The sequence below is a fragment of the Aquipseudomonas alcaligenes genome, assembly GCF_003205495.1.
Lineage (GTDB): Bacteria > Pseudomonadota > Gammaproteobacteria > Pseudomonadales > Pseudomonadaceae > Aquipseudomonas > Aquipseudomonas alcaligenes_B.
This window is the reverse complement of the sequence record NZ_QJRX01000005.1, coordinates 222,586-245,567: the sequence shown is the minus strand read 5'-3', so window position 1 is coordinate 245,567 and position 22,982 is coordinate 222,586. Positions and strand designations below refer to the sequence as shown.

Below are 22,982 nucleotides of genomic sequence, written 5' to 3'. Positions count from 1 at the left end.
TTGTGCCGCAGGCAGTGCTCGGAATCCTCATGTACTGTTCGTACACTGCGGTTCCTGCGCGCTGGCTGCGACCCAATGCGCCGCGCTCGCTACGCCACTCAAGCCAAGTTTGTCCCGCGATATGCCTGCTGCTGGCCAGCATCCTGCTGGCCGGTTGCGGCGAGAAGATCGAGGAGTTCGGCGGCCCGACCATGGGCAGTCACTACTCGCTGAAATACGTGGCGGGCGAGGGTACGCCTGAGCCTGCCGCCCTCAAGGCCGAAGTCGAGGGCCTGCTGGCCGAGGTGGACCAGCAGATGTCCACCTGGCGCGCCGATTCCGATCTCTCCGCGTTCAATCGCCTGCCGGCCGGCAGCTGCCGTGCCATGCCTGCTCCGGTGCTGGAGCTGGTGCGTTTCGGCGAGCGGCTGTCCGCCGACAGTGGCGGGGCCTTCGACCTGACCCTGGAGCCGCTGCTCGACCTCTGGGGCTTCGGCCCGCAGTCGCGTGGCGAGCGGGTGCCGACGGCGGAGGAAATCGCCGAGGTGCGCCAGCGCACCGGTCATCAGCACCTGCGCATCGACGGCGAGCAGCTGTGCAAGGACGCCGCCGTGCAGCTCGACCTCAACAGCATCGCCGCCGGCCATACGGTCGATCGCATCGCCGCGCGCCTGGCCGAGCTGGGCGTGCAGAGCTACCTGCTGGATGTCACCGGCGAGCTCAAGGCGGCCGGGCGCAAGCCGGACGGCAGCGCCTGGCGCGTGGCCATCGAGGCGCCGCGCGACGATCGCCAGGTGGCGCAGAAGGTGCTGGCGCTGGATGGCCTGGGCGTCTCGACTTCCGGCGACTACCGCAACTATTTCGAACGCGACGGCAAGCGCTACTCGCACACCCTCGACCCGCAGACCGGCGCACCGATCAGCCACCGCCTGGCGGCGGTGACGGTGGTCGATGCGCAGACCCTGCGCGCCGACGGGCTGTCTACGCTATTGATGGTACTGGGCCCCGAGCGTGGCTATGCCTTCGCCGAACAGGCGCAGGTGGCGGCCTTCTTCGTCACCCGTACCGACCAGGGCTTCGCCACCCGCGCGACGCCCGCTTTCGAGCGCCATTTCGGCGCAGGAGAAACGCCATGACCTGGTTGCTGGTATTCGGTCTCATGCTGCTGGTGGTGCTGGGCATGGCCGTCGGTGTGCTCATGGGGCGCAAGCCCATCGCCGGTTCCTGCGGCGGTATCGCCAACCTCGGCATCGAGAAGGAGTGCTCGATCTGTGGTGGCAGCCGCGAGAAGTGCGAAGAGGTCAATCGCGAACAGAAAGGCGATGTAGTGGACGCAAAGCTCGCCTACGACGCGACCAAGCGCTAATGTGCCGGGCAAAACGGCCCGGCTAAGCTGGGACGATGACAAGAAAGTGCCGCTAAGGCACCTGCAGGGCGCCTCGGGCGCCCTGAGCAGTTCTGAAAGGAGTAAGCATGGCGGTCTACAACTACGACGTGGTGGTGCTCGGTTCCGGTCCGGCGGGCGAGGGCGCGGCAATGAACGCGGCCAAGGCCGGGCGCAAGGTGGCGGTGGTCGACAACCGCCCGCTGGTCGGCGGCAACTGCACCCACCTCGGCACCATCCCGTCCAAGGCCCTGCGCCATTCGGTACGGCAGATCATGCAGTACAACACCAACCCGCTGTTCCGCCAGATCGGCGAACCGCGCTGGTTCTCCTTCCCCGACGTGCTGAAGAGCGCCGAGCGGGTGATCGCCAAGCAGGTCGCCTCGCGCACCGGCTACTACGCGCGCAACCGCATCGATGTGTTCTTCGGCACCGCCAGCTTCGCCGACGAGCAGACCGTGGAAGTGGTGTGCACCAGCGGCGTGGTGGAAAAACTGGTGGCCAAGCAGATCGTCATCGCCACCGGCTCGCGCCCCTACCGTCCGGCGGACGTGGACTTCAACCACCCGCGCATCTACGACAGCGACACCATCCTCAGCCTGACCCATACGCCGCGCCGCATCATCATCTACGGCGCCGGGGTGATCGGCTCCGAGTACGCCTCGATCTTCAGCGGCCTCGGCGTGCTGGTCGACCTGATCGACAACCGCGACCAGCTGCTCAGCTTCCTCGACGACGAGATCTCCGACGCACTGAGCTACCACCTGCGCAACAACAACGTGCTGATTCGCCACAACGAGGAGTACGAGCGCATCGAGGGCCTGGAGAACGGCGTGATCCTGCACCTCAAGTCGGGCAAGAAGATCAAGGCCGACTGCCTGCTGTGGTGCAACGGTCGGACCGGCAACACCGACAAGCTGGGCCTGGAGAACATCGGCATCAAGGTCAACAGCCGCGGGCAGATCGAGGTCGACCAGTTCTACCGCACCCCGATCAGCAACATCTTCGCCGCCGGCGACGTGATCGGCTGGCCGAGCCTGGCCAGCGCCGCCTATGACCAGGGCCGTTCGGCCGCCGGCAGCGCGGTGGAGAACGACAGCTGGCGCTTTGTCGACGACGTGCCGACCGGCATCTACACCATCCCGGAGATCAGCTCGATCGGCAAGAACGAGAAGGAACTGACCCAGGCCAAGATTCCCTACGAGGTCGGCAAGGCCTTCTTCAAGGGCATGGCGCGCGCGCAGATCTCCCACGAGCCGGTGGGCATGCTGAAGATCCTGTTCCACCGCGAGACCCTGGAGATCCTCGGCGTGCACTGCTTCGGCTACCAGGCCTCGGAGATCGTGCACATCGGCCAGGCGATCATGAACCAGAAGGGCGAGGCGAATAGCATCAAGTACTTCGTCAACACCACCTTCAACTACCCGACCATGGCCGAGGCCTACCGGGTGGCGGCGTTCGACGGTCTCAACCGGCTTTTTTGAGCGGCTCCGACCGGTGGCCTGAACCGGTCGGGGATGACCCCCTCGGCGACTCCCGCAGCTGGCGCTGGCCGAACCGGGAGAGCTTCTGACCAGGCGCGATGCTGCAAGAAAAAAACCGGCCCAAGGGCCGGTTTTTCTTTCTCCCCTCTCCCATAAATGGGAGAGGGGATGTACACGCGGGCTAATAGGCTTCGGGAACAGTCCGTAGCCCGGATGCAATCCGGCAGCGGAGCCGCCTGCTAGCGCTTGAGCGTATCCACCGCCAGCCCCGGGAAGTCGGTGATGATGCTGTCCACGCCGAAGTCGGCCAGGCGGCGCATCAGCGCCGGCTCGTTGACCGTCCATACCGACACGTGCAGGCCGGCCTTCTGCGCCTTGAGCAGGCGTTCCGGCGTGCACAGGGTCCAGTTCAGCGCGAGCATCGAGCAGCCATGGTGGGCAGCGACCTTGAGCGGGTCGAGCCAGTTGTACTCGGCCACCAGGCCGCGCGACAGCTCCGGAGCCAGGCGGCGCAGGGCGCGCAGCACCTCGCGCGAGCTGCTGGTGACGGTGACCCGGTCCTTGATGCCGAAGCGCTCGGCCAGCGCCTGGATGGCCAGCACGGTGCGCGCCGCGCGTACCCGCGAGGCGCTTTTGACTTCCAGCTGCCAGTGCTCGAACGGGCACTGCTCGAACAGGTTGGCAAGCGTGGGGATGGGACAGGGCGTCTTCCAGCCCGGCCCGCCCTGGCGGGCGTCGAGCTTCACCAGTTCCTCGGCATCGTGCTCCACCACCTTGCCGCGGCGGCCTGTGGTGCGCTTGAGGGTCGGGTCGTGGATCACCATCAGTTCGCCGTCACGCGACAGGTGCAGGTCGAGCTCGCAACGGGTGACGCCGTGCTCCAGGCAACGCTGGAAGCTGGCGAGGGTGTTTTCCGGCGCTTCGCCCTTGGCGCCGCGGTGGCCGTAGATCAGGGTCACGGTTGATCCTTGTCGAGGGGGTGGTGCGGCTGATGGTGCAGCACGCTGTTGATCACATGGTCGTATTCGAAATAGACGCTGAAACTGCGGTAGTCCCAGCGGGTGATGGGCGGCTGGCCCACCGGCGGATGTTCCTCGTCGGCCAGGCCGAAGCGCTCCAGCACCGAGCGCTTGGACTCGCCCAGCCGGGGCAGGCCGGTGACGGCCTCACCCTGCTGGCCGAGGGGGATTTCCAGGGTCTCGGCCAGGCTGGGCGGCGGCAGCAACAGGGCGCAGAGCAGGGCGTGCGCCCACTTCATCGCTGCTGTTCCTTGGCCAGGCGGCGCTCCAGGGCCTGCTTCTGCAGGATGTGCCGGGCCAGCAGCTGGCGCTGGGCATCGGTCAGCGCCTCGAACTCGGTGCCGATCTCGAACTGGCCATCGGCGCGCGCCTGGCAGTGCACCACCCGGGCCCGCAGCAGCAGGCCGAGGGCCTGGGGCATCAGCACCATCTTGATCGCCAGATGACTGCCGGCGGGCACCGCCTGGCCGTGGTTGAAGCTGATGCCGCCCTCGGAGAGGGATACCCGGCGCGGCGCACCGACATCGCGCAGCAGGCTCTGCGCCACGGCCTGGCCGAGCAGGTCGATGCGCTTGTTGATCACCTTGAGGTAGTTGGCCATGGTGCGGTCGCGTTCGCTGATATGGCGTAACAGGTGCTGCGACTCGAAGTCGGTCAGGTGCAGTTCGCTGAGCAGATTGAACAGCGGCGAGTTGTCGTGCAGCGGGTCACTGGCGTGTGCTTCGGCCCCGGACAGCAGGCTGAAATCCAGTGCGATCGTATCCTCGATACGGTAGTATTCGCGGCGATCATCGACGTCTTGATTCGACATGGCGAACCCATGGCAGCAGTGGTGGTCTGAGTGTAAAGCCGCGCGCCAAGCCCCGCCACAAGGACGTTTCTCCCTTTTCGCCAGCGAACCCCTCACTCATGTTCAGACCCCTGCCGTTCTTCATCGGCGTGCGTTACACGCGAGCCAAGCGCCGCAGCCTGTTCGTCTCCTTCATCTCCCTGACTTCCATCATCGGCCTGGCCCTGGGCGTGCTGGTGATGACCGTCGTGCTGTCGGTGATGAACGGCTTCGACCGCGAGATGCGCGAGCGCGTGCTGGGCATGGTGCCCCACGCCACCCTCGACAGCGCCACGCCGATCCAGGACTGGCGCACCATCGGCGAGGGCCTGCAGCGCCACCCGCAGGTGGCGGCCATCGCCCCCTTTACCCAGATGCAGGGCCTGCTGACCAACAACGGCCAGGTGCAGAAGGTGCTGGTCAACGCCATCGATCCGGCCGAAGAGGCCAAGGTGTCGATCATCGGCAACTACTTCCGCGAGGGTTCGCTGGATTCGCTTAAGGCCGGCGGCTTCGGCATCCTCATCGGCGACCTGGCGGCGAAGAAGCTGGGCCTGGCCATCGGCGACAAGGTCACCTTCGTCGCCCCCGAGGTGGCGGTGACCCCGGCCGGCATGTTCCCGCGCATGAAGCGCTTCACCGTGGTCGGCATCTTCCATGTCGGCGCCGGCGAGATCGACGGCCACGTGGTGATGACCCATGTGCAGGACGCCGGTCGCCTGCTGCGCCTCAAGTCCGACGAGGTGCAGGGCATCCGCCTCAAGCTGCACGACCTGTTCCAGGCGCCGCAGGTGGCCTGGGAGCTGGCCACCCTGCTGCGCGAGCAGGACTTCTATGCCCGCGACTGGACCCGTACCCACGGCAACCTGTACCAGGCCATCCGCATGGAGAAGACCATGATCGGCCTGCTGCTGCTGCTGATCGTCGCGGTGGCCGCCTTCAACATCATCTCCACCCTGGTGATGGTGGTGACCGACAAGAAGGCCGATATCGCCATCCTGCGCACCTTAGGGGCCACGCCACGGCAGATCATGGCTACCTTCATGGTCCAGGGCTCGGTGATCGGCGTGGTCGGCACCCTGGTCGGCGGCGTGCTCGGCGTGCTCGCCGCGCTCAATGTCAGCGCGGCGATCAAGGGGCTGGAGAGCCTGCTGGGCATCCAGTTCCTCAATTCCGAGGTGTATTTCATCGACTACCTGCCCTCGCAGGTGCTGGGCTCGGATGTGGCGCTGGTCTGCGGCGCCGCCCTGGTCCTGAGTTTCCTTGCCACCCTTTATCCGGCCTGGCGTGCGGCGCGCACCCAGCCTGCGGAGGCTTTGCGTTATGAGTGACAAGTCCGTGCTGAGTTGCCGCAACCTGGGCAAAAGCTACGAGGAAGGCCCGCAGACGGTCGAGGTGCTGAGCAACGTCGAGCTGGAGCTGCTGCCCGGCGAGCGGGTGGCCATTGTCGGCACCTCCGGTTCGGGCAAGAGCACCCTGCTGAACATGCTCGGCGGCCTGGATACGCCGAGCAAGGGCAGCGTCTGGCTGGCCGGCGAGGAGCTCTCGGCGCTGAACGAGAAGGCCCGCGGCCTGCTGCGCAACCGCGCGCTGGGCTTCGTCTACCAGTTCCACCACCTGCTGCCGGAGTTCACCGCGCTGGAGAACGTGTGCATGCCGCTGCTGATCGGCAAGACGCCGATCCCCGAGGCACGCCAGCGCGCCAGCGCGCTGCTGCAGCGGGTCAGCCTCGGCCATCGCCTGTCGCACAAGCCGGCCGAGCTGTCCGGCGGCGAGCGCCAGCGCGTGGCCATCGCCCGCGCCCTGGTCAACAACCCGGCCCTGGTGCTGCTCGATGAGCCCACCGGCAACCTCGACCAGCACACCGCCCAGGGCATCCAGGAGCTGATGCGCGAGCTCAGCCGCGATTCGCGCACCGCCTTCCTGGTGGTGACCCACGACCCGCAGCTGGCCGGCCAGATGGACCGCGTGCTGCGCCTGGAAGAAGGCCGACTGGTAGCCGCCTGATATGTTCAGACCACTCTCGCTCTTCGTCGGTACCCGCTACACCCGGGCCAAGCGGCGCAACCACTACATCTCCTTCATCTCGCTGACCTCGATGATCGGTCTGGCCCTCGGCGTGCTGGCGATGATCGTGGTGCTGTCGGTGATGAACGGTTTCCAGAAGGAGATGAGCTCGCGCATCCTCGGCATGGTGCCGCACGCCGCCCTGAGCGCCGACCGGCCGCTGGACGACTGGCAGGCGGTGGCCGCCACCGCGATGCAGCACCCGCAGGTCACCGGCGCCGCGCCCTTCGCCGAGCTGGAAGGCATGTTCTCCTACAAGGGCAGCATGCAGCCGGTGCAGATCAACGGCATCGACCCGGCGGAGGAACAGAAGGTCTCGATCATCGGTCGGCACATGGTCCAGGGCCGCCTGGAAGACCTCAAGGCCGGCGAGTTCGGTGTGGTGATCGGCGAGATCAGCGCACGCCGTTTCCGCCTGAGTGTCGGCGACAAGCTGACCCTGATAGTGCCGGAGGCGAGCAAGGCCGCCGGCGGCATCACCCCACGCATGCTGCGCCTGTCGGTGGTCGGCGTGTTCAAGGTCGGCGCCGAGCTGGATGGCAGCCTGGCGCTGATCCATATCGCCGATGCCTCCAGCATCCAGCGCATGCAGGACGGGCAGGTGCAGAGCGTGCGCATCGCCCTCAAGGACCTGTACCAGGCGCCGCAGGTGTCGGCCGCCATCGCCGCAGAGCTGGGTTCGGGCTACAAGTCGATTGACTGGACCCGCACCCAGGGCAGCCTGTTCAGCGCCATGCAGATGGAGAAGACCATGATCGGCCTGCTGTTGCTGCTGATCATCGCGGTGGCCGCCTTCAACATCATCGCCACGCTGATCATGGTGGTGGCGGACAAGCGCGCCGACATCGCCATCCTGCGCACCTTGGGCGCCACGCCGGGGCAGATCATGGCCACCTTCATGGTCCAGGGCACGGTGATCGGCTGCATCGGCACCCTGATCGGCGGCGTGCTGGGCGTGACGGTCGCGCTCAATGTCAGCGACTGGGTGGCCTGGCTGGAGAAGGCCAGCGGCGCGCACATCTTCAGCTCGGACGTTTACTTCATCAGCAGCCTGCCGTCCGACCTGCGCGGCCTGGACGTGCTGCTGATCTGCGGCGCGGCGCTGAGCATGAGCTTCCTCGCCACTCTCTACCCGTCCTGGCGGGCGTCACGCACGCAGCCGGCCGAGGCCTTGCGCTACGAGTGAAGACAAGAACGCCGCGATCATCGCGGCGTTTTTCTTCATCTAATCGGTGGCCTGCCGGCGGCGCTCGGCGCGCTTGCGCCAGTTGTGCGCTACCCACCAGCGCCAGTAGGCCATGGTCAGGCCGTAGGCGCTGGCCGCCAGCACCGTGCCACTTAGCAGGGAGCCGAGCAGGAAGGGCTGCCAATGGGTGGCCAGCTCACCGGTGATCCAATCCCAGGTCAGTTCCTCCGGCAGCTCCACCGGTGGTATGCCCATCAGCAGCGCGCCCAGCTTGTAGGTGCAGTAGAAGATCGGCGGCATGGTCACGGGGTTGGTCAGCCAGACCAGGCCCACCGAGATCGGCAGGTTGGCGCGGATCGGGATGGCCAGGCTGGCGGCCAGCAGCATCTGCATCGGCATGGGCACGAAGGCAGCGAACAGGCCGACGGCCATGGCGCGCGATACCGAGTGGCGATTGAGGTGCCAGAGGTTGGGGTCGTGCAGCAGTGCGCCGAGAAAGCGCAGGGACTTGTGCTCGCGAACCAGGGTCGGATCGGGCATGTAGCGTTTGAACAAGCGACGCGGCATGGGCAGTCTCGAAAGGCAGAAGCGCGGCTATTATGCACCGATGCTGGCAGGGCGGCTTGGCCGCTTTGTGACAGCGGATAACCCAGGATGGGATGCGATGCGCAAGGGAATGTTCGCGCTGGCGGCGGGGCTGGCCAGCCTGCCGCTGTTGCCGGCGCTGCTGCCGACCTGGCTGCTGCTGGCGTTGCTGCCGCTGGCGCTGATGCTGTTGCCCTGGCGCAGTCATCCGGTCTCCTTTTTTCTGCTCGGCTTCGTCTGGGCCTGCTTCAGTGCGCAGTCGGCCCTGGATGATCGCCTTGCCGTGGAGCTCGATGGCCGCACCCTGTGGCTGGAGGGACGGGTCAGCGGGTTGCCGGAAGTCGCTGCGGGCGTGGTGCGCTTCCAGCTGGAAGACGCGACCGCACGGACGCACCGCCTGCCCGCGCGTATGCGCCTGGCCTGGTACGACGGACCGCCGCTGCTGGCCGGCGAGCGCTGGCGCCTGGCGGTCAAGCTCAAGCGTCCGCGGGGCCTGGTCAACCCACAGGGCTTTGATTACGAGGCCTGGCTGCTGGCGCAGCGCATCGGCGCCAGCGGCACGGTCAAGGCCGGCGAGCGCCTGCGCCCGGCCTCGGGGCCGGCTGCCTGGCGCGATGCGCTGCGCCAGCGACTGCTCGCCGTCGAGGCGTTCGGCCGCGCCGGCGGCCTGGCGGCGCTGGTGCTGGGCGACGACTCCGGGCTCAGTCGGGCCGACTGGCAGGTGCTGCAGGACACCGGCACGGTGCACCTGCTGGTGATCTCCGGCCAGCACGTGGCGCTGCTGGCGGCGCTGCTCTACGGCCTGGTTGCCGGGTTGGTGCGGCTCGGGCTGTGGCCGCGGGCGCTGCCCTGGTTGCCCTGGGCCTGCGCCCTGGCCTTCGCCGGGGCGCTGGGCTACGGCCTGCTGGCCGGCTTCGAGGTGCCGGTGCGCCGCGCCTGCGTGATGGTCGCCCTGGTGCTGCTGTGGCGCCTGCGCTTCCGCCACCTGGGCCTGTGGTGGCCGCTGCTGCTGGCCTTCGTCCTAGTGCTGCTGGTCGAGCCGCTGGCCAGTCTGCAGGCCGGCTTCTGGTTGTCCTTCGGCGCCGTGGCGGTGCTCGCCTGGGTGTTCGGTGGGCGGCTCGGTGCCTGGTCCTGGTGGCGCGTCTGGTGGCGTGCCCAGTGGACCCTGGCGCTAGGCCTGCTGCCGCTGTTCTTCGCTCTCGGCCTGCCGCTGAGCCTGAGCGGGCCGCTGGCCAACCTGCTCGCCGTGCCCTGGGTCAGCCTGCTGGTGGTGCCGCTGGCGCTGCTCGGAACCCTGTTGCTGCCCGTACCCTGGCTGGGTGAGGGGTTGCTGTGGCTGGCCGGTGGCCTGCTGGAGCTGTTGTTCCAGACGCTGGCCTGGATAGCCGCAATGCTGCCAGCCTGGTTGCCCACCGCCGTGCCGCTCTGGTGCTGGCTGCTCGCCAGCCTGGGGGTACTGCTCTGCCTGTTGCCGGCCGGTGTGCCGCTGCGTGGCTTCGGCCTGGTCATGCTGCTGGCAGTGTTGCTGCCGCCGCGCGAGCGCATTCCTGCGGGGCAGGCGGAAGTCTGGCAGCTGGACGTCGGCCAGGGCCTGGCCGTGCTGGTGCGTACCCGTGAGCACGTGCTGCTGTACGACGCCGGGCCGCGCTTCGGCGACTTCGACCTGGGCGAGCGGGTGGTGCTGCCCTCGCTGCGCCAGCTGGGTGTCGGCCGCCTCGACCTGTTGCTGCTCAGCCATGCCGACAGCGATCATGCCGGCGGTGCCGGGGCTGTGGTGCGAGGCATGGCGGTGGGGCGGGTGCTGAGCGGCGAGGCAGCGGTTCTGCCGGAGGAGTTGCAGGCCGGTGCCTGTGTCGATGGCGCCAGCTGGGAGTGGGACGGTGTGCGTTTCACCACCTGGCGCTGGTCCGCGGCGCAGGCGGGTAACCAGGCCTCCTGCCTGCTCAAGGTGGCGGCCGCAGGCGAGGCGCTGCTGCTCACCGGCGATATCGACGAGGCGGCGGAAAGGGCGCTCATGGCCGCTGGCCGGGATCTGCGCGCGGACTGGCTGCAGGTGCCGCACCATGGCAGTCGCAGCTCCTCCAGCGGCGCGTTCCTCGACGCCGTGGCGCCGCGTGGCGCGCTGCTGTCGCGCGGCTGGCACAACCCCTTCGGTCATCCGCATCCGCGCGTCGTGGCGCGCTACGAGGCGCGGGACATTGCCCTGCATGACAGCGCCGAGCTCGGCGCCATCCGGCTAGTGCTGGGCGCAGGCGAGGGCATTGCCGCCTGGCGCGAGCGCCCGCGTTTCTGGCGGGAAAAATGAGAACCGGGGAGGTCTGCGCCGGCGCGACCCTATGCTAGAGTGGCGCCACTTTTCCGAGGGGGATTCACTACCGTGTGGGAGCTGGTCAAATCTGGCGGCTGGATGATGCTGCCGATCATTCTGTGTTCCATCGCCGCCGCCGGCATCATCGCCGAGCGCCTCTGGACCCTGCGGCCGAGCCGCATCACGCCGCCCCATCTGCTGGGCCAGGTGTGGCTGTGGATCAAGGAAAAGAAGCTCACCAACGACAAGCTCAAGGAGCTGCGCGCCAACTCGCCGCTGGGGCAGATCCTCGCCGCCGGCCTGGCCAACTCCAAGCATGGTCGCGAGATCATGAAGGAGTGCATCGAGGAAGCCGCCGCCCGCGTCATCCATGAGCTGGAGCGCTACCTCAATGCCCTCGGCACCATCGCCGGGGTGGCCCCGCTGCTCGGCCTGCTGGGTACCGTGCTGGGCATGATCGACATCTTCAGCGCCTTTATCGGCACCAACATGGCCAATGCCGCGCAACTCGCCGGTGGCATCTCCAAGGCCCTGATCACCACCGCCGCCGGCCTGTTCGTGGCCATCCCGGCGCTGTTCTTCCACCGTTTCCTGCAGCGCCGCGTCGACGAGCTGGTGGTCGGCATGGAGCAGGAGGCGATCAAGCTGGTGGAAGTGGTGCAGGGCGACCGTGACGTCGACCTGGGCAACGGCAGCGCGCCGGCGTCGAAGGAATCCCGCAAAGAGGGCAGGAAGGCGTGAAGTTCCGGCGCAAACCGCGGGAGAACGTCGAGATCAACCTGGCGTCGCTGATCGACGTGGTGTTCATCCTGCTGCTGTTCTTCGTGGTCACCACCACCTTCACCCGCGAGACCCAGCTCAAGGTCGACCTGCCCGAGGCCGCCAGCGGTACGCCGCCGGAGGCCACCGAGCTCAAGCAGCTGGAAGTGCTGATCAGCCCCGAGGGCAGCTATTCGCTGAACGGCCAGGCCCTGCTGAAGAATGACCTGGAGGGCCTGATGGCGGCCCTTGGCAAGGAGTCCGGTGGTGACAACAGCCTGCCACTGGCCATCAGCGCCGATGCCAAGACCCCGCACCAGGCGGTGATCACCGCGATGGACGCGGCCGGCAAGCTGGGCTTCTCCCACCTGCGCATCACCACGGTCGAGGCCGAGGCCAAGCCTTGAGCCTGGCCGACCGGCTCACTGCCGCCTGGTACCAGGGCCATCCGGCCCTGACCCTGCTGCGCCCGCTGGAGTGGCTGTACCGGCGCGTGGTGCAGGGCAAGCGCCGCGCCTTCCTGGCCGGGGAGGGCGATATCTATCGCGCACCCGTACCGGTCGTCGTGGTGGGCAATGTCACGGTCGGTGGTACCGGCAAGACCCCGATGATCCTCTGGCTGATCGAGCACTGCCGGGCCCGCGGCCTGCGCGTCGGCGTGGTCAGTCGTGGCTATGGCGCCACGCCGCCGCAGCTGCCCTGGCGCGTGCGGGCCGAGCATGCCGCCGACCAAGCCGGCGACGAGCCGCTGCTGATCGTGCAGCGCACGGGCGTGCCGCTGGTGATCGACCCGCAGCGCGCCCGCGCCGTGCAGGCGTTGCTGGCGCAGGAAACCCTGGACCTGATCCTCTGCGACGACGGCCTGCAACACTACCGCCTGGCCCGCGACCTGGAGCTGGTATTGGTGGATGCCGCCCGTGGCCTGGGCAATGGTCGCTGCCTGCCGGCCGGCCCCCTGCGCGAGCCGGCCGAGCGTCTGGCCGAGGTGGATGCGGTGCTGTGCAATGGCGCCGTCGAGGATGACGCGCAGGGCTATGCCCTGCAGCTGCGCCCGACCGCCCTGGTCAACCTGTGCAGCGGCGAGCGCGCTGCCCTCGGTCACTTCCCGCCCGGCCAGCGGGTCCATGCGGTGGCCGGCATCGGCAACCCGCAGCGTTTCTTCAATACCCTCGAAGCGCTAAACTGGCGGCCGATCGCGCATCCCTTCGCCGACCACGCCAGCTTCAGTCCCGAGGCCCTGCAGTTCAGCCCCGCACTGCCGCTGCTGATGACCGAGAAGGATGCGGTGAAATGCCGGGCCTTCGCCGCTGCCGACTGGTGGTACCTGGCGGTGGAGGCGGCGCCCTCGGCGGCCTTCGTCGCCTGGCTCGACCGCGAACTGACCCGTCTACTGCCGGACAAGGCCTGAGCCTTACCGGCGCTCACAACGCCAGCAAGGACACCCCGATGGACACCAAACTGCTCGATATCCTGGCCTGCCCGGTCTGCAAGGGCCCGCTGCAGCTCTCCGAAGACAAGACCGAGCTGATCAGCAAGGGCGCCGGCCTGGCCTACCCGATCCGCGACGGCATCCCGGTGATGCTGGAGAGCGAGGCGCGCACCCTGACCGTCGACGAGCGTCTGGACAAGTAAATGAGCCACACCTTCACCGTAGTCATTCCCGCCCGCTACGCCTCCAGCCGCCTGCCCGGCAAGCCGCTGCAGGACATTGCCGGCAAGCCCATGATCCAGCACGTCTGGGAGCAGGCGAAGAAGAGCTCCGCCGCCCGCGTGGTGGTGGCCACCGATGATGTACGCATCCTCGAGGCCTGCCAGGGCTTCGGCGCCGAAGTGCTGATGACCCGTGTCGACCACAACTCCGGCACCGACCGCCTGGCCGAGGTGGCGACCCAGCTCGGCCTCGCCGCCGATGCCATAGTGGTCAACGTGCAGGGCGACGAGCCGCTGATTCCGCCCGCCATCATCGATCAGGTGGCGGCCAACCTGGCCGCCAATCCGCAGGCCGGCATCGCCACCCTGGCCGAGCCGATCGAGGATGTGCAGGCCTTGTTCAACCCCAATGTGGTCAAGGTGGTCAGCGACAAGAGCGGCCTGGCCCTGACTTTCAGCCGCGCGCCCATCGCCTGGGCCCGCGACAGCTTCGCCCGCAACCGCGATGCGCTGCCGGAGGGCGTGCCCTATCGCCGCCATATCGGCATCTACGCCTACCGTGCCGGTTTCCTGCATGACTTCGTCGCCTGGGGCCCGTGCTGGCTGGAGGACACCGAGTGCCTGGAGCAGCTGCGCGCCCTGTGGCACGGCGTGCGCATCCATGTCGCCGATGCCCTGGAAGCGCCGCCGGCCGGCGTCGATACCCCGGAAGACCTGGAGCGGGTGCGCCGCCTGCTGGGGGCCTGATGCGCGTTCTGTTCGTCTGCATGGGCAATATCTGCCGCTCGCCCACGGCCGAGGGGGTATTTCGCCAGCGCCTGCAGCAGACCGGCCTGCTCGAGCGGGTGACGGTGGATTCCGCCGGTACCGGCGACTGGCACGTGGGCAAGGCGCCGGACGATCGCTCCAGCCAGGCCGCCGCCGCCCGTGGCTATGACCTGTCCGGCCTGCGCGCGCGCCAGGTGCAGCGCGAGGACTTCCAGCGTTTCGACCTGATCCTGGCCATGGACCATGACAACCTGGCGCGCCTGCAGGCGCTGCGTCCGGCCAGCGGCGGCGCCGAGCTGGACCTGCTGCTGCGCCGTTACGACCTGGCCCTGGATGAGGTGCCCGATCCCTACTATGGCGGCGCCGACGGCTTCGAGCAGGTGCTGGACCTGATCGAGCAGGCCAGCGACGCGCTGCTCGCCGAGATCAAGGGGCGCCTGTGAGCCTGCAACTGCAAGAAGACGTCTCCCTCAAGCCGTTCAATACCTTCGGCGTCGATGCCAAAGCCCGGCTGTTCGCCGAGGCGCGCGATGACGGCGAGGTGCGCCAGGCTCTGGTCGAGGCCGAGCGCCGTGGCCTGCCGCTGCTGCCCATCGGTGGCGGCAGCAACCTGCTGCTGACTGGCGATGTCGAGGTCCTGGTGCTGCGCATGGCCAGCCGTGGCCTGCGCATCGTCGAAGACGATGGCGCGCGGGTACTGGTCGAGGCCGAGGCGGGCGAGCCCTGGCATCCCTTCGTGCTGTGGAGCCTGGAGCAGGGGCTGAGCGGACTGGAGAATCTCAGCCTGATCCCCGGCACGGTCGGCGCCGCGCCGATGCAGAACATCGGTGCCTACGGCGTCGAGATCAAGGATGTGTTCGCCGGCCTGACCGCGCTGGATCGCCAGAGCGGTGAGCTGCGCGAGTTCGGCCTGGAGGAGTGCGCCTTCGCCTACCGCGACAGCCTGTTCAAGCAGCAGCCGGGGCGTTGGCTGATCCTGCGGGTGCGTTTTGCCCTCAGTCGACAGGCGCGCCTGCACCTGGACTATGGCCCGGTGCGCCAGCGCCTGCAGGCCGAGGGTATCGAGGTGCCGACGCCGAGCGACGTCAGCCGCGCCATCTGCGCCATCCGCCGCGAGAAGCTGCCCGATCCGGCGGAGCTGGGCAATGCCGGCAGCTTCTTCAAGAACCCGGTGGTGGCGGACGAGCTGGCCGGGCGTATCCGCGCCGAGTATGCCGACCTGGTTGCCTATCCGGCGGGCGTGGGGCAGAGCAAGCTCGCCGCCGGCTGGCTGATCGAACGGGCAGGGTGGAAAGGCTTTCGTGAGGGGGACGCCGGCGTGCACCGCCTGCAGGCCCTGGTACTGGTCAACCATGGACAGGCCACGGGGGCGCAGCTGCTCGACCTGGCCCGGCGTATCCAGGCGGATATCGAGCAGCGCTTTGGCGTGCGCCTGGAGATCGAGCCGAACGTGCTGTAAGCGGGACGCAGAAATGAAAAAGGGGATGCCGAAGCATCCCCTTTTTCGTTACCGCAGGTCTCAGACCTGCGGCTTGGCCTCGTCAGCATCCGCCTGCGGGGCGGGCTCGGCGACCAGTTCGGCAGGCGCCTGCTCGTCGGCGCTGTTCGCACCAGCCGGCTCGGCGTTCACCTGTTCGGCAACCACCGCGGCGGGTTCGGCGACGAATTCCTCGGCAGCGGTTTCCACCGGGGCGGTCTCGGCCGGGGCGGCCTCGGCTACCTGGACAGCCACTGCGGCAGCGGCGGCCGCTTCGGCAGCCAGGCGGGCCGCTTCCTGCTGGCGACGGCGCACTTCGCGCGGATCGTTGGGCGCGCGGCCACCGCTGGCCTGGGCCGGGGCAGGAGTCGGCGCGACCTCTGCCGGTGCGGCCGGGGCTTCCACAACCGGGGCTTCCACGACTGGAGCTGCGGGTGCCGGCTCGACCGGGGCGATCTCGGCAGTCACGGGCTCGCTGGCGACCACCGGTGCGACGGGCGCCTCGGCGACCACGCTGGCTTCGGCCGGCTGCACCTGCTCGGCCAGCGGAGCCTGTTCCGGCTCGGCCTGAGCCTGTTCGGCTACCACGGCGACCACGGCAGCGGTGGCCACGACAGTGCCTTGCTCGGCGCTGGCCTCGGTGCCCTCTGCGGTCTCTTCGCCTTCTTCGCCGATCAGGTTGCCGTCGGCATCGCGCTGGCGCTCGCGGCGGTTGCTGCGGCGACGCTGGCCACGGGAGCGGCGACGCGGACGCTCGCCGCCTTCACCGGCTTCCTGGCCGTCTTCCAGCTGCTCGGCGCTCTCCAGCGCTTCTTCCTCGGCGGCCTCGGCGCTCAGCGCCTCGCTACGCGGTTGGCGCTCTTCGCGCGGCGGACGCGGCTGGCGCTCCTCGCGCGGCGCTCGTTCGGCACGCGGCTCCTGGCCTTCACCGGTGGCGGCGTCCAGCGGCTCGCGCAGTTCGCGACGGCGCTCCTCGCGCGGCTCGCGACCTTCGCGCGGCTGGCGCTCGCGGCGGTTTTCCTGGCCTTCGCCACGCGGCTCGCGTGGTTCACGGGCCTCGCGCGGCTGACGCTCTTCACGCGGCTGGCGCTCCTCGCGCGGGGCGCGCGGCTGGCGTTCCTCGCGTGGCTCGCGGGCTTCGCGCGGCTGACGCTCTTCACGCGGCTTGCGCTCTTCGCGTTCGCCACGCTCGCTGCGGTCGCGGTTGCCACGGCCGTCGCGGCGGTTCTGCTGGCGGCCGTTGCGGCGCTCGTCGCCACGCGGCTTGCGCTCGGCAGGCTTGGCTTCGGCGGTCGGCTGCTGCTCTTCTTCCTTGCCGGCGAACAGGCTCACCAGCGACTTGACCAGGCCCTTGAACAGGCTCGGTTGCGGCGTCGGGGCAGCCGGTGCCAGCGGGGCGGCCGGAGTCGGTGCGGCCGGGCGCGGCGGGGTGGCCTTCAGTGCGGCTTCCTGGCGCACCAGGGTGCGGGTGGCGCTGACCGGCTGGGCGTCTTCGACTTCCGCCGGGGTCATTTCGTAGCTGGACTGGCCGTTCAGCACTTCCGGGCTGTCGTCGCGCAGGCGCTGGACTTCGAAGTGCGGGGTTTCCAGATGATCGTTCGGCAGGATCACGATGCGCGCACGGGTGCGCAGCTCGATCTTGGTGATGCTGTTGCGCTTCTCGTTGAGCAGGAAGGCGGCAACCGGGATCGGCACCTGGGCGCGAACCTCGGCGGTGCGGTCCTTCAGGGCCTCTTCCTCGATCAGACGCAGGATGGCCAGCGACAGCGACTCGACGTCACGGATGATGCCCTGGCCGTTGCAGCGCGGGCAGACGATGCCGCTGGTCTCGCCGAGGGACGGACGCAGGCGCTGACGGGACATTTCCAGCAGGCCGAAGCGCGAGATGCGGCCGACCTGAACGCGGGCGCGGTCGGCTTCCAGGGCTTCGCGGACTTTCTCTTCCACGGCGCGCTGGTTCTTGGCAGGGGTCATGTCGATGAAGTCGATGACGATCAGGCCGCCGATGTCGCGCAGGCGCAGCTGGCGGGCGATTTCCTCGGCCGCTTCCAGGTTGGTCTGCAGGGCGGTTTCCTCGATGTCGCCGCCCTTGGTGGCGCGCGCCGAGTTGATGTCGATGGACACCAGGGCCTCGGTCGGGTCGATGACGATGGAGCCGCCGGACGGCAGCTTCACTTCGCGCTGGAAGGCGGTCTCGATCTGGCTTTCGATCTGGAAGCGGTTGAACAGCGGCACGCTGTCCTCGTACAGCTTGATCTTGCTGGCGTACTGCGGCATGACCTGCTGGATGAAGGCCAGGGCTTCTTCCTGGGCCTCGACGCTGTCCACCAGTACTTCGCCGATGTCCTGGCGCAGGTAGTCGCGGATGGCGCGGATGATGACGTTGGATTCCTGGTAGATCAGGAACGGGGCGGCGCGGTCCTGGGAAGCTTCCTTGATCGCGGTCCACAGCTGGATCAGGTAGTCCAGGTCGAGCTGCAGCTCTTCGCTGGAGCGGCCGAGGCCGGCGGTGCGCACGATCAGGCCCATGTCGGCCGGGGCGTTGAGGCCGTTCAGCGCCTCGCGCAGTTCGTTGCGCTCTTCGCCTTCGATGCGGCGCGAGATGCCGCCGGCGCGCGGGTTGTTGGGCATCAGCACCAGGTAGCGGCCGGCCAGGCTGATGAAGGTGGTGAGGGCGGCGCCCTTGTTGCCGCGCTCTTCCTTCTCGACCTGGACGATGACTTCCTGGCCTTCCTTCAATACTTCCTTGATGTTGACGCGGCCGCCTTCGGGCGACTTGCTGAAGTATTCGCGGGAGATTTCCTTGAGCGGCAGGAAGCCGTGGCGCTCGGCGCCGAAGTCGACGAAAGCCGCTTCGAGACTGGGCTCGACGCGGGTGATGCGGCCCTTGTAGATGTTGGCCTTCTTCTGCTCGCGCGCGCCGGACTCGATGTCCAGGTCGTAGAGCTTCTGGCCGTCTACCAGGGCAACACGCAACTCTTCGGGCTGAGTTGCGTTGATCAGCATTCTTTTCATGTTGTACCAATGGTTTCCGGGGCTGCCGGAAACGGCGTTTGGCACACACGACTCTCACGGTCGGTGTCAGGGCGCGTTCAGGAGTGGTCGTAAATCACTCCAGTGTCCAGCGGTCAGGCCAATAGGGCCGGGCCGCGACTACGCTCCTGTTTGCTGTGGTGACAGAAGCACTCAGTCAGGGGAGGAATCAACCGGTCGGTGCGGACGAATCTGAAGCGTCTGGGTAATGCCTGTAGCTACGCTGTCCGACGGTTGTGCATCTCCACCCTACACGTATCGCTGAAATCGGGTGCCGCTCGCAGAATCCGCAGCGGGTTTGCATTACCGCAGGCTGGGCCTGCGCGTCTGTCGAGCCTGGTCGCGACTGCTGCGCTCAAGGCTCTTGTGGCTCAAGGCTTTGTTTCCGGGGGTGTTCGCGCTCTAGTTGCGGCGAAAGTCCCGTCGGACGGCCTCACGTCCTGAAAGGGTTGCGCTCGGCAGGGGTGGCAAGGTTGTCGGTCACCCGCTGGCCGGGCCGCTTTTGGCGGCGTTCGCGACTATAGCAGCAATGATTAAGTGCTTCAATTCCATAAAAAATTGTTATGATTGACAAATGACTACTCCCGCCTCTCCGACTTCCGGCGTCCAGCTGCTCGAAGTCGCGCCTGAGCTCGCCGGCCAGCGCATCGACAATTTCCTTCGCACCCAGCTCAAGGGTGTGCCCAAGACCCTTATCTATCGCATCCTGCGCAAGGGCGAGGTGCGGGTGAACAAGGGCCGGATCAAGCCCGAATACAAGCTGCAGGCCGGCGACGTGGTGCGTGTGCCGCCGCTGCGCCTGGCCGAGCGCGACGAGCCGGCGCCGCTGGCGCAGAGTCTGCTGGAGCGCCTGGAGACGGCCATCGTCTACGAGGACAAGGCGCTGATCGTGCTGAACAAGCCGGCCGGCATCGCCGTACATGGCGGCAGTGGCCTCAATTACGGGGTGATCGAGGCGTTCCGTCAGCTGCGTCCGGATGCCAAGGATATCGAGCTGGTGCATCGCCTGGATCGCGACACCTCCGGCCTGCTGATGATCGCCAAGAAGCGCAGCATGCTGCGCCATTTGCACGAGGCGCTGCGCGGGGATGGCGTGGACAAGCGCTACATGGCGCTGGTGCGCGGCAGCTGGCCGACCTCGAAGAAGAAGGTCGCCGCGCCTTTGCTGAAGAACAACCTGCGCTCCGGTGAGCGTATGGTCGAGGTCAATCCCGAGGGCAAGGAGGCGCTCACCGAGTTCCGCGTGCTGCGCCGCTTCGGCGAATTCGCCACCCTGGTCGAGGCCAGTCCGATCACCGGGCGCACCCACCAGATCCGCGTGCACGCCAAGCATGCCGGGCATTCGATTGCCGGTGATGCCAAGTATGGCGACGAGGACTTCACCCGCGAGATCCGCGAGCTGGGTGGCAAGCGCCTGTTCCTGCACGCCTATCAGCTCAAGCTCGAGCTGCCGGATGGCCAGCGCCTGGAGCTGGAGGCCGAGGTCGACGAGATGTGGGCGCAGACTCTGGAGCGTCTCGGTGCCTGACTATCAGCTGTTGATCTTCGACTGGGACGGCACGCTGGTCGACTCGATTGGTCGCATCGTCGAGTCCATGCGGCGTGCCGCCGATACCTGTGGTCTGCCGCAGCGCAGCGACGAGGCGATTAGGGGCATCATAGGCCTGGGCTTGCCGGAAGCGATCCAGACGCTCTACCCGGAGCTGCGCGAGGCCGTCCTGGTCGAGCGTTTTCGCGAGGGGTACAGCGAGCATTACCTGGCGCTGGAAAACGAGCCTTCGGCCCTGTTCGACGGGGTCGAGGAGTCACTGGAAGCCTTTCGCGAGCAGGGCTACCGTCTGGCGGTGGCCACCGGCAAAAGTCGCCGCGGCTTGCAGCGGGTATTGCAAGGACGGGGCTGGCTGGATTATTTCGATGTCACCCGCTGTGCCGATGAAACGGCCAGCAAGCCGCACCCGCGCATGCTGCACGAGATTCTCCAGCATTGCGCCGTGGCGCCTGCGCGAGCACTGATGGTCGGCGATTCGGTCTTCGACCTGCAGATGGCGCGCAATGCAGGGATGGACTCGGTGGCGGTGGGCTTTGGTGCGCAGCCGCTGGAGAGCCTGCGTGCTCACGGGCCGCGCCTGGCGATCAACGAGTTTTCCGAATTGCGTGCCTGGCTGCAAGGGCGCGCGTCAGTTGCAACTGTCGAGGTGGGCGAGTATGTCGGATGAATTGAGGGCGTCGGGCGACGAGAAGGCCTGGAACCTGCTGGAAAAGACCCTGCAGGCGAGCGTCATCGAGCAGCGTCGTGCCCGGCGCTGGGGCATCTTCTTCAAGCTGTTGGTATTCGTTTACCTGTTCGTCACCCTGCTGCTGTTCTCGCCGCTGCTCAAGCTGAGCAAGTCCGCGTCCGCGTCCGTGGCCGAGAGCCATACGGCGTTGATCGAGGTGCGCGGCATGATCATGGCGGAGGAAGAGGCCAGTGCCGACAATATCGTCAGCAGCCTGCGCGCGGCCTTCGAGAACGAGAAGACCAAGGGCATCATCCTGCGCATCAACAGCCCGGGCGGCAGCCCGGTGCAGTCCGGCTACATCTATGACGAGATCAAGCGCCTGCGTGGCGAGTATCCGGATATCAAGGTCTATGCGGTGATCAGTGATCTGGGGGCCTCCGGTGCCTACTACATTGCCAGTGCCGCCGATCAGATATACGCCGACAAGGCCAGTCTGGTCGGCTCCATCGGTGTCACTGCGGCCACCTTCGGCTTCGTCGGCGTGATGGAGAAGGTCGGGGTCGATCGGCGCGTCTACACCTCTGGCGAGCACAAGGCCTTCCTCGATCCCTTCCAGCCGCCCAAGGAGGAAGAGACTCGCTTCTGGCAGGGGGTGCTGGAAACCACCCACAAGCAGTTCATCGACAGCGTGAAGAAAGGGCGTGGCGAGCGGCTCAAGGTCGACCAGCATCCGGAGTTGTTCTCCGGGCTGATCTGGTCCGGCGAGCAGGCCCTGGCGCTGGGCCTGGTGGACGCGCTGGGTAGCAGCAGCTATGTGGCGCGCGAGGTGATAGGCGCCAAGGACATAGTCGACTTCACCCGCGAGGAAAGCCCGCTGGATCGTTTCACCAAGAAGCTCGGCGCCAGCGTGGCCGAGCGCCTGGCGCTATGGATGGGCTTCCAGGGGCCGACCCTGCGTTGAGTGACGCAATGAAAAAGCCCGGCCAATGCCGGGCTTTTTCATTTATAGAAAGAGTTCAGGGGATGGCCACGCCTTCTTCTGCAAGCATGTGCACCAGGCGGATCAGGGGCAGGCCGACCAGGCTGGTGCTGTCCTCCCCTTCGGTGGCGCGGAACAGGCTGACGCCCAGGCCCTCGGCCTTGAAGCTGCCGGCGCAGTCGTAGGGTTGTTCGGCCTGCAGGTAGCGGATGATCTGCTCTTCACTCAGTTGGCGGAAATGCACGGTAAAGGCAATAGCGTCCACCTGGCAGCGTCCACTGGCGCTGTTGAGCAGAGCCAGGCCGGTGAGGAAGGTCACGCTGTTGCCGCTGGCGGCCAGTAGCTGGCTGCGGGCGCGGCTGAAATCGTGGGGCTTGCCGAGGATCTGCCGGTCCAGCACGGCGACCTGGTCCGAGCCGATGATCAGGTGCGCGGGGTGCAACTCGCCGAGGGCGCGGGCCTTGGCTTCGGTCAGGCGCCGCACCAGGGCTTCGGCGTCCTCCCCGGGGAGTGCCGTCTCGTCGATGGCGGGCGAGGCCCAGGTGAAGGGGTGGCGCAGGCGCGCCAGCAGTTCACGACGGTAGGGTGAGCTTGAGGCAAGCACCAGGGGCAGCATGGGGCGATCTCCGGGACGGGCGGCGGATTTTAGCGGCTGGCGCAGGCGACGGACAGGGCGGAAATTCCTTTGACAGGGGAGGGGTGCATCCCTAGAATACCGCGCCTATGTCGAATGGGCCGATTCCACCTCACGTTGATCCGCGCAAACTCGCCGATCGCGGTGTCACTCTCGAAGGGGAGATGCCGCTGGCCAGTTTCGAGCGACTGTGCGACTCGCTGGAAGATGATTCCGGCAAGGTGCGTGCGAAGCTGGTCTTCGAACGTGGCGAGCGTCGAGCTGTGAGTATTCACAGCGAGCTCGAGGTTGAGGTCAAGATGGTTTGCCAGCGTTGTCTGGAACTGGTCGCCCTGCCGATCCGCAGCGAGTGTCATTACGCGGTGGTGAAGGAAGGTGCGGATACCCAGTCGCTGCCCAAGGGCTATGACGTGCTGGAAGTGGGTGAAGATCCGTTGGATCTGCTGACGCTGGTCGAAGATGAGCTGTTGCTCGCTTTGCCCATCGTTCCGGCCCATGCCCCTGAGGATTGCCAGCAGCCGGCCGGTGCTAAAGAGCCCGAGTCGAGCGAGGACGAGGTATCGCGGTCCAACCCGTTCAGTGTTTTGGCGCAGTTAAAGCGTGACCCAAACGTTTAGGAGTT

General features: G+C 67.3%; 24 protein-coding genes. 18 read left to right on the top strand and 6 right to left on the bottom strand.

From position 1 onward, the window contains the following. Window positions 1-29 precede the first annotated feature (29 nt). The 3 genes from DMO17_RS11340 to sthA all read left to right on the top strand — a co-directional run bounded on the left by DMO17_RS11340 (window position 30) and on the right by sthA (window position 2,847). The gene (locus tag DMO17_RS11340) at window positions 30-1,115 is read left to right on the top strand and encodes an FAD:protein FMN transferase (RefSeq protein ID WP_110682592.1); all 1,086 of its coding nucleotides are present in this window, start codon (window positions 30-32) and stop codon (window positions 1,113-1,115) included. Then, window positions 1,112-1,345, top strand: a complete 234-nt coding sequence (gene nqrM, locus DMO17_RS11335; RefSeq protein WP_110682591.1) for a (Na+)-NQR maturation NqrM — start codon at window positions 1,112-1,114, stop codon at window positions 1,343-1,345. The genes DMO17_RS11340 and nqrM overlap by 4 nt, the downstream gene beginning before the upstream one ends. Window positions 1,346-1,452: 107 nt before the next feature. Beyond that, window positions 1,453-2,847 (top strand): Si-specific NAD(P)(+) transhydrogenase, encoded by a 1,395-nt coding sequence (gene sthA / locus DMO17_RS11330; protein ID WP_110682590.1) that lies wholly within the window; start codon window positions 1,453-1,455, stop codon window positions 2,845-2,847. A gap of 239 nt (window positions 2,848-3,086) precedes the next feature. Here sthA and DMO17_RS11325 read toward each other — a convergent pair whose 3' ends face one another. Genes DMO17_RS11325 through DMO17_RS11315 form a run of 3 tightly spaced genes read right to left on the bottom strand, consistent with a single transcriptional unit; the run spans window position 3,087 to window position 4,677 of the window. Next, a complete protein-coding gene (locus DMO17_RS11325; RefSeq protein ID WP_110682589.1) occupies window positions 3,087-3,806 on the bottom strand; it encodes a glycerophosphodiester phosphodiesterase in 720 nt (239 codons plus the stop codon). Continuing rightward, window positions 3,803-4,105: a phosphodiesterase gene (locus DMO17_RS11320; protein ID WP_110682588.1), complete on the bottom strand. Its 303-nt coding sequence runs from the start codon at window positions 4,103-4,105 to the stop codon at window positions 3,803-3,805. Before DMO17_RS11320 ends, DMO17_RS11325 begins: the two co-directional genes overlap by 4 nt. Continuing rightward, a complete protein-coding gene (locus tag DMO17_RS11315; RefSeq protein ID WP_110682587.1) occupies window positions 4,102-4,677 on the bottom strand; it encodes a PilZ domain-containing protein in 576 nt (191 codons plus the stop codon). Before DMO17_RS11315 ends, DMO17_RS11320 begins: the two co-directional genes overlap by 4 nt. A 98-nt stretch (window positions 4,678-4,775) precedes the next feature. On the opposite strand from DMO17_RS11315, the gene DMO17_RS11310 reads away from it, so the two are divergent. Genes DMO17_RS11310 through DMO17_RS11300 form a run of 3 tightly spaced genes read left to right on the top strand, consistent with a single transcriptional unit; the run spans window position 4,776 to window position 7,948 of the window. Beyond that, window positions 4,776-6,026 (top strand): lipoprotein-releasing ABC transporter permease subunit, encoded by a 1,251-nt coding sequence (locus DMO17_RS11310; protein ID WP_110682586.1) that lies wholly within the window; start codon window positions 4,776-4,778, stop codon window positions 6,024-6,026. After that, entirely contained in the window at window positions 6,019-6,702 is a 684-nt protein-coding gene (gene lolD, locus DMO17_RS11305) for a lipoprotein-releasing ABC transporter ATP-binding protein LolD (RefSeq protein WP_110682585.1), read from the top strand. Before DMO17_RS11310 ends, lolD begins: the two co-directional genes overlap by 8 nt. A gap of 1 nt (window position 6,703) precedes the next feature. Beyond that, on the top strand, window positions 6,704-7,948 hold the full coding sequence (locus DMO17_RS11300; RefSeq protein ID WP_110682584.1) for a lipoprotein-releasing ABC transporter permease subunit: 1,245 nt from the start codon (window positions 6,704-6,706) through the stop codon (window positions 7,946-7,948). A gap of 39 nt (window positions 7,949-7,987) precedes the next feature. Here the strand turns inward: DMO17_RS11300 and DMO17_RS11295 are convergent, their stop codons facing one another. Further along, window positions 7,988-8,515, bottom strand: coding sequence for a DUF2062 domain-containing protein (locus DMO17_RS11295; RefSeq protein WP_110682583.1), 528 nt, complete (start codon window positions 8,513-8,515; stop codon window positions 7,988-7,990). A gap of 97 nt (window positions 8,516-8,612) precedes the next feature. Here DMO17_RS11295 and DMO17_RS11290 point away from each other — a divergent pair, with 97 nt between their 5' ends. From DMO17_RS11290 to murB, 8 genes are all read left to right on the top strand, one after another. Then, window positions 8,613-10,838, top strand: a complete 2,226-nt coding sequence (locus tag DMO17_RS11290; protein ID WP_110682582.1) for a DNA internalization-related competence protein ComEC/Rec2 — start codon at window positions 8,613-8,615, stop codon at window positions 10,836-10,838. 72 nt (window positions 10,839-10,910) lie between these two features. Beyond that, window positions 10,911-11,582 (top strand): MotA/TolQ/ExbB proton channel family protein, encoded by a 672-nt coding sequence (locus tag DMO17_RS11285; RefSeq protein ID WP_110682581.1) that lies wholly within the window; start codon window positions 10,911-10,913, stop codon window positions 11,580-11,582. Then, complete coding sequence (locus DMO17_RS11280) at window positions 11,579-12,007, top strand: ExbD/TolR family protein (protein WP_110682580.1); 429 nt, start codon at window positions 11,579-11,581, stop codon at window positions 12,005-12,007. Before DMO17_RS11285 ends, DMO17_RS11280 begins: the two co-directional genes overlap by 4 nt. Then, window positions 12,004-13,008: a tetraacyldisaccharide 4'-kinase gene (gene lpxK, locus DMO17_RS11275; RefSeq protein WP_110682579.1), complete on the top strand. Its 1,005-nt coding sequence runs from the start codon at window positions 12,004-12,006 to the stop codon at window positions 13,006-13,008. Before DMO17_RS11280 ends, lpxK begins: the two co-directional genes overlap by 4 nt. Before the next feature lie 38 nt (window positions 13,009-13,046). Beyond that, window positions 13,047-13,232, top strand: a complete 186-nt coding sequence (locus tag DMO17_RS11270) for a Trm112 family protein (protein ID WP_068826273.1) — start codon at window positions 13,047-13,049, stop codon at window positions 13,230-13,232. Beyond that, window positions 13,233-13,997 carry a 3-deoxy-manno-octulosonate cytidylyltransferase gene (kdsB, locus tag DMO17_RS11265; RefSeq protein WP_110682578.1) on the top strand — a complete coding sequence of 255 codons (765 nt, stop codon included), beginning with the start codon at window positions 13,233-13,235 and terminating at the stop codon, window positions 13,995-13,997. It begins immediately after the preceding gene. Then, complete coding sequence (locus tag DMO17_RS11260) at window positions 13,997-14,461, top strand: low molecular weight protein-tyrosine-phosphatase (protein WP_110682577.1); 465 nt, start codon at window positions 13,997-13,999, stop codon at window positions 14,459-14,461. The genes kdsB and DMO17_RS11260 overlap by 1 nt, the downstream gene beginning before the upstream one ends. Further along, window positions 14,458-15,477, top strand: a complete 1,020-nt coding sequence (gene murB, locus DMO17_RS11255) for a UDP-N-acetylmuramate dehydrogenase (RefSeq protein ID WP_110682576.1) — start codon at window positions 14,458-14,460, stop codon at window positions 15,475-15,477. Before DMO17_RS11260 ends, murB begins: the two co-directional genes overlap by 4 nt. 60 nt (window positions 15,478-15,537) lie before the next feature. On the opposite strand, the gene rne is transcribed toward murB, so the two are convergent. Further along, on the bottom strand, window positions 15,538-18,510 hold the full coding sequence (rne, locus tag DMO17_RS11250; RefSeq protein WP_220034074.1) for a ribonuclease E: 2,973 nt from the start codon (window positions 18,508-18,510) through the stop codon (window positions 15,538-15,540). Between the two features lie 592 nt (window positions 18,511-19,102). On the opposite strand from rne, the gene rluC reads away from it, so the two are divergent. The 3 genes from rluC to sppA are packed head-to-tail and all read left to right on the top strand — an operon-like array spanning window position 19,103 to window position 21,708. After that, window positions 19,103-20,056: a 23S rRNA pseudouridine(955/2504/2580) synthase RluC gene (rluC, locus tag DMO17_RS11245; RefSeq protein WP_110682574.1), complete on the top strand. Its 954-nt coding sequence runs from the start codon at window positions 19,103-19,105 to the stop codon at window positions 20,054-20,056. Continuing rightward, the gene (locus tag DMO17_RS11240; protein WP_110682573.1) at window positions 20,049-20,744 is read left to right on the top strand and encodes an HAD-IA family hydrolase; all 696 of its coding nucleotides are present in this window, start codon (window positions 20,049-20,051) and stop codon (window positions 20,742-20,744) included. The genes rluC and DMO17_RS11240 overlap by 8 nt, the downstream gene beginning before the upstream one ends. Continuing rightward, the gene (gene sppA, locus DMO17_RS11235) at window positions 20,734-21,708 is read left to right on the top strand and encodes a signal peptide peptidase SppA (RefSeq protein ID WP_110682572.1); all 975 of its coding nucleotides are present in this window, start codon (window positions 20,734-20,736) and stop codon (window positions 21,706-21,708) included. Before DMO17_RS11240 ends, sppA begins: the two co-directional genes overlap by 11 nt. 55 nt (window positions 21,709-21,763) lie before the next feature. Here the strand turns inward: sppA and DMO17_RS11230 are convergent, their stop codons facing one another. After that, complete coding sequence (locus DMO17_RS11230; RefSeq protein ID WP_110682571.1) at window positions 21,764-22,342, bottom strand: Maf family protein; 579 nt, start codon at window positions 22,340-22,342, stop codon at window positions 21,764-21,766. Between the two features lie 107 nt (window positions 22,343-22,449). Here DMO17_RS11230 and DMO17_RS11225 point away from each other — a divergent pair, with 107 nt between their 5' ends. Further along, complete coding sequence (locus DMO17_RS11225) at window positions 22,450-22,977, top strand: YceD family protein (RefSeq protein WP_110682570.1); 528 nt, start codon at window positions 22,450-22,452, stop codon at window positions 22,975-22,977. The last annotated feature ends 5 nt before the right edge of the window (window positions 22,978-22,982 follow it).

Bases quoted from the DNA above. Each gene is read 5' to 3' on its own strand.
- lolD (WP_110682585.1), top strand. From the start codon at position 6,019: ATGAGTGACAAGTCCGTGCTGAGTTGCCGCAACCTGGGCAAAAGCTAC.
- rluC (WP_110682574.1), top strand. From the start codon at position 19,103: ATGACTACTCCCGCCTCTCCGACTTCCGGCGTCCAGCTGCTCGAAGTC.
- sthA (WP_110682590.1), top strand. From the start codon at position 1,453: ATGGCGGTCTACAACTACGACGTGGTGGTGCTCGGTTCCGGTCCGGCG.
- DMO17_RS11340 (WP_110682592.1), top strand. From the start codon at position 30: ATGTACTGTTCGTACACTGCGGTTCCTGCGCGCTGGCTGCGACCCAAT.
- DMO17_RS11310 (WP_110682586.1), top strand. From the start codon at position 4,776: ATGTTCAGACCCCTGCCGTTCTTCATCGGCGTGCGTTACACGCGAGCC.
- DMO17_RS11320 (WP_110682588.1), bottom strand. From the start codon at position 4,105: ATGAAGTGGGCGCACGCCCTGCTCTGCGCCCTGTTGCTGCCGCCGCCC.
- DMO17_RS11295 (WP_110682583.1), bottom strand. From the start codon at position 8,515: ATGCCGCGTCGCTTGTTCAAACGCTACATGCCCGATCCGACCCTGGTT.
- sppA (WP_110682572.1), top strand. From the start codon at position 20,734: ATGTCGGATGAATTGAGGGCGTCGGGCGACGAGAAGGCCTGGAACCTG.
- DMO17_RS11270 (WP_068826273.1), top strand. From the start codon at position 13,047: ATGGACACCAAACTGCTCGATATCCTGGCCTGCCCGGTCTGCAAGGGC.
- kdsB (WP_110682578.1), top strand. From the start codon at position 13,233: ATGAGCCACACCTTCACCGTAGTCATTCCCGCCCGCTACGCCTCCAGC.
- nqrM (WP_110682591.1), top strand. From the start codon at position 1,112: ATGACCTGGTTGCTGGTATTCGGTCTCATGCTGCTGGTGGTGCTGGGC.
- DMO17_RS11300 (WP_110682584.1), top strand. From the start codon at position 6,704: ATGTTCAGACCACTCTCGCTCTTCGTCGGTACCCGCTACACCCGGGCC.
- DMO17_RS11225 (WP_110682570.1), top strand. From the start codon at position 22,450: ATGTCGAATGGGCCGATTCCACCTCACGTTGATCCGCGCAAACTCGCC.
- DMO17_RS11260 (WP_110682577.1), top strand. From the start codon at position 13,997: ATGCGCGTTCTGTTCGTCTGCATGGGCAATATCTGCCGCTCGCCCACG.
- DMO17_RS11290 (WP_110682582.1), top strand. From the start codon at position 8,613: ATGCGCAAGGGAATGTTCGCGCTGGCGGCGGGGCTGGCCAGCCTGCCG.
- DMO17_RS11230 (WP_110682571.1), bottom strand. From the start codon at position 22,342: ATGCTGCCCCTGGTGCTTGCCTCAAGCTCACCCTACCGTCGTGAACTG.
- DMO17_RS11315 (WP_110682587.1), bottom strand. From the start codon at position 4,677: ATGTCGAATCAAGACGTCGATGATCGCCGCGAATACTACCGTATCGAG.
- rne (WP_220034074.1), bottom strand. From the start codon at position 18,510: ATGAAAAGAATGCTGATCAACGCAACTCAGCCCGAAGAGTTGCGTGTT.